This is a genomic window from Cupriavidus sp. WS (genome assembly GCF_000395345.1).
Classification (GTDB): domain Bacteria; phylum Pseudomonadota; class Gammaproteobacteria; order Burkholderiales; family Burkholderiaceae; genus Cupriavidus; species Cupriavidus basilensis_B.
This window is the reverse complement of record NZ_AQPL01000668.1, coordinates 1-2,686: the sequence shown is the minus strand read 5'-3', so window position 1 is coordinate 2,686 and position 2,686 is coordinate 1. Positions and strand designations below refer to the sequence as shown.

Sequence of the window (2,686 nt, the reverse complement as noted above, 5' to 3'; positions counted from 1 at the left end):
CGGTCGTTCAAGTACCGCGTGTTCGACGATCAGCCGCAGTCTTCGACACTGGGCTTTGCCATCGACCCTCAGCCCTTCGACGGCAAGGTGGTCGCGGCCAACGACGACGCCATCGTCGTCAAGCTCAAGCCCAGCGAGTTCGCGGTGCTCGATCCCAGCCTGGTCACCGCCGTTCCCAGCGAGGGCGCCAAGGTGCATGTCCAGCCCTACGCACGGCGCCGTTTCGATGGCCTGCGCGCGGACACGCCGGAAGAGCGCACCGAGTACACGTCGGATGGGAAGCCCTACACCATCAAGACGCACATCCTCGGTTCTGCACCGGCCAAGCTGCCCATCCCCGCGCCGCAGTGCATGGAACTGGGCCAGCTCATTCAGCAGTTGGAGGAAATGCCGGCGCCCGACGGGTTCCGGCGCATCACCCACATGCTGGTCGATGCGAGCGCCCGCGACTTCACCTGGGTCGATCCCAAACCGTCCAAGATCATCGAAACGCCTCCGGCGATCAACTTCACGGTCTCGACCGCGAAGTTCGAGGGCCAGGTGACGATCCTCTACGACCGTGGCGGCGACACCTACGTGGTCGAACTGCGCCGCGACGGTGAGCTGGTCGATCGGCACGACGAGGTGTACTTCGACATGCTCGGTGAGGTGCTGGCGCGGCTCATCGACGACGGGCGCTGGCGCCTGATCGACGTGAGCGTGATCGACGCAAAGGCGAACCGGCGGCGCCAGGCCGTCCCGGCATGACGCCTCGCAGCGAAGCCAGGCGGCTCCACGGCTGACCCGAGGCCCCAGCCACGGCGTTTCAACCTATCCGGCCGCGTGCCCCACAGGCTCTCCATCCATCCGGGTGGAGGGCCTTTTCTCTATTCCATCCAGGAGATTTCATCCATGTCACTGCGATTCAAAGGCTCCGACCTGCGCCCCGTACTAACCGAAGCGCTCGCCAACCAGTGCCGCGCCGTCCTGGTCAAGGACCATGGCGTGTACTTCCTCGCCGAGCGCGGGAAGCGCCGCCCGGACGGACGTCAGAAGCTGCTGGCCTACGCGATCGGCTGCAACCCAGACACCGACCCGTTCGATGACTGGTGGCACCTCGCCCAACGCGAGCTGGGTGGCGACGACTTTGCCGAGTACTTCGACCCGAAGGACGGCGTATTCGCTCGCATCCTGCACACCGCGGACGATCTGATGCTATCGGCCACCGCCACGCACCTGTCGTTGCAGGTCGTGCCTCCCACGTAGAGCGGCAGCCGCCGTTCGTCTTTCGCAGCCCCCGCACCCCGGGGGCCTTCTTTTTTCCGCACCGCGGCCATCTCGGCGCGTGCGCGCTCGTCTCTGGCCGCCAAGGCCTGCCTCGTCGGCTTGTTTGGCCGATATGCCAACGGAGACAACCCCATGCACGATTCGCCACGGCTGCAACTGCGGCCCGTCTCGCTGCGCACCGCCAATGCCTTCGTGCAGGAGCACCACCGCCACCACCGTCCGGTACAGGGAGCGAAGTTCGCTCTGGCCGTCACGCTGGGCTGTGGCGACCGCGTCTGCGGTGTGGCCATCGTCGGCCGCCCTGTCGCACGACACCTGGACGACGGCTGGACCCTCGAAGTGACTAGGCTCTGCACCGATGGCGCGCCGAACGCCTGCAGCAAGCTCTATGGTGCCGCCTGGAAGGCGGCGAAGGCCATGGGCTACACGCGCCTGATCACCTACACCTTGCCCGAGGAAGGCGGCGCCAGCCTGCGCGCCGCCGGATGGCGGCTGATCGGCATGCGCGGCGGCGGCGCCTGGAGCCGTCCCAGCCGCACCCGTGCCGACACCCCCGAGCACCTGCGCCATCCCAAGTCCCTGTGGCAGGCGCCGGGCGGCGTGGACAAAAGGAAATGCCCGGATGCCGATTGATTGCTGTCGCGCGCGCGAGGCCTGGCCATGCTGACCCCATGCCTGCTGACGTTGTCAGCGACATGCCAAGCAACCATCGGTCTTCGAGGTTGCGGCGCAGTTCCCACTGCGTGACCGAGCCAGCTCGCACCGCATCCATTCGCGAGCGGCCACCGGTCCTGGTGGCGGATGCTTTCGCCTTATCAACCCACCGCGGGGTTACGCACCTTTCCCCGCATGCGTGGGGCCGGTGTGTCTCCGCTTTATCCCAATGGAGATTCACCATGAGCACCACGTCAAACGAGAAATCGTATTTCGACCTTCACACCTCGGGCATCGGCTACATCCAGCGTGCCCGTGAAGTGCCCGTCAGGGGCGGCCGCCGCGCGCAGCCCTTCCTGGCATGCACCATCGCTGCACTGGTTGGCTCCGCCAAGGATCCCAGCTACCGCTACTTCGACGTCAAGGTCTCAGGTGCCGAGGCCAAGAAGCTCGTCGAGCGCTACATCGGCGCTGATGATCCCAAGCAGCGCCCGTTGGTGCGCTTCCGCCTCGGCGACCTCTGGGGCGATGCGTACATCCGCGACAAGGGTGAGCACAAGGGCCAGGCCAGCGCGTCTCTCAAGGCGCGACTGCTCAAGGCAGAGCCGCTTGATCGGGCCGAACTCGCTTCGATCAGGCAGCACGAGCTGATTACCCGCGGCATCGGCTACCTCAGCCATCCGAAGGACGTCGCCCCAAAGGACGGCGATCCGTTCCTCGCATGCACCGTCGCTGCGCTGGCTGGGCCTGTCGATGAACCGGAGTA

Annotated in this window: 4 protein-coding genes; all 4 read left to right on the top strand. The window is 66.2% G+C overall.

The genetic code is table 11. The annotated features are described in order from the left end of the window. A partial coding sequence (locus K206_RS0136320; protein ID WP_020207126.1) for a hypothetical protein occupies positions 1–747 on the top strand: 747 nt, incomplete at its 5' end. 144 nt (positions 748–891) lie between these two features. Further along, complete coding sequence (locus K206_RS0136315; protein ID WP_020207125.1) at positions 892–1,245, top strand: DUF3085 domain-containing protein; 354 nt, start codon at positions 892–894, stop codon at positions 1,243–1,245. A 153-nt stretch (positions 1,246–1,398) separates the two neighbouring features. After that, the gene (locus tag K206_RS0136310; protein WP_020207124.1) at positions 1,399–1,899 is read left to right on the top strand and encodes an XF1762 family protein; all 501 of its coding nucleotides are present in this window, start codon (positions 1,399–1,401) and stop codon (positions 1,897–1,899) included. 263 nt (positions 1,900–2,162) lie between these two features. Next, the coding region (locus K206_RS0136305) for a DUF3577 domain-containing protein (protein ID WP_020207123.1) at positions 2,163–2,686 on the top strand (524 nt) is incomplete at its 3' end.